Raw genomic sequence first — 1,296 nt, forward strand, 5'->3', positions numbered from 1 at the left:
CGTCGGGGCGCTCCGCGTCGGGGTGTTCCGCGTCGGGCACACCGGCGCCGGACCCGTCGACGCCCGTTGCGCTCCCGACGCCGTCACCGCCGCTGCCGCCGTCACCCTCACGGCCGTCACCGCCGGTGGTCGCCGTCGTCGGCTCGGTACCGTTCGCGGCGGATCCGGGCCCGGCCTGCCAGCACTCCTCCGCGAGCGATCTCAGCGCCAGCAGCCTGTCGATGTCCGCGCCGCCGAGACGGGCGATCTCGACCACCGCCTCGGCGGGAGGCAGGTTCTTGCCGTTGAGATACCGCTCCCAGGACGACTTGCTGTAGCTGGTGCGACGGGCGAGCGTCGCAAGGCTCAACCCGCCGGAGTCCTTGAGCATGCGCAGTTCGGTGACGAACTGACGCGCCGGCGGCTCGAGCCCGTTCGGAAGCGCTTTCCAGTGACTCATGAGAAATGCCTCTTCTCCCCCACCTGCATGGTCCTCCCCATCCCGTCCCCGTCCCGTCCCCGTCCCCTCCCGGGTGACATCTGTGCAGGTCAGCACCCGGGGCATCCCAGCCTACCGGGAGCTTGTCCCAGGGGGTGGCGGCAGCGGCGCCACCACGCCCAGGCTGATGCCGTCCAGCAGTAAGTACAACGTGGAGGGCGGAGACATGCGAACCGGTCGTCACGTCCGAGCCACGGCCGACGTCTGCCGGGGCGTCAGCACGGTGGGCCTCTACCGCGGCCACCACGCCCGCACCCGCGAAGAGGGCGGCTTCAGGGCCCGGCCGACCGTGCTCGCTTCCGCTGCCCTTCGTGCGGGTCCCGTCCGGCTCGACCCGCCTGCCCCGCACCTCCCACCTGGCACTTCGTCACCTGAGGAGATCTCACCGTGAAGACCCACAAGCACCTGACGGTGTCCGCGGCCACGGCCGTACTGCTCATCGGCGGCCTGGCCACCTCCGCCGCGGCGGCGCCCAGCACGCCGGCCGCCGGATCGACGTCCGCAGCCGCCGCGTACAGCTGCAGCATCCACAAGAGCGGCGGCTACTGGTACGCCGGTCACTACAGCGGCCTGACCGCCGTTCCCCGCGCCGACCGGGTCACCAGCGCCGGCATCGAGGCCCAGTGCCTGCTGCGTGACTCCGGCTACTACACCGGCGCGATCGACGGCTACTTCGGGCCGCAGTCGCAGGCCGCCATGAAGGGCTACCAGCGCCTGATCAACCGGCAGCACGGTGTCGGACTGGCCGTCGACGGCTGGCCCGGCCCGCAGTCGTGGCCCTGGCTGCGCCGCTGACCCACCGGGCGGCTGCCGCCCCG

2 protein-coding genes are annotated in these 1,296 nt (G+C 72.3%); one reads left to right on the forward strand and one right to left on the reverse strand.

The genetic code is table 11. The features are described 5' to 3' along the window. Positions 1-439, reverse strand: a 439-nt coding sequence (locus ACYVE9_RS27240; RefSeq protein WP_461030554.1) for a helix-turn-helix domain-containing protein, incomplete at its 3' end; no start/stop codon positions are given. A 426-nt stretch (positions 440-865) separates the two neighbouring features. On the opposite strand from ACYVE9_RS27240, the gene ACYVE9_RS27245 reads away from it, so the two are divergent. Next, positions 866-1,273, forward strand: coding sequence for a peptidoglycan-binding domain-containing protein (locus tag ACYVE9_RS27245; protein WP_461030555.1), 408 nt, complete (start codon positions 866-868; stop codon positions 1,271-1,273). Positions 1,274-1,296 lie beyond the last annotated feature (23 nt).

Source organism: Streptomyces sparsus (assembly GCF_054776295.1).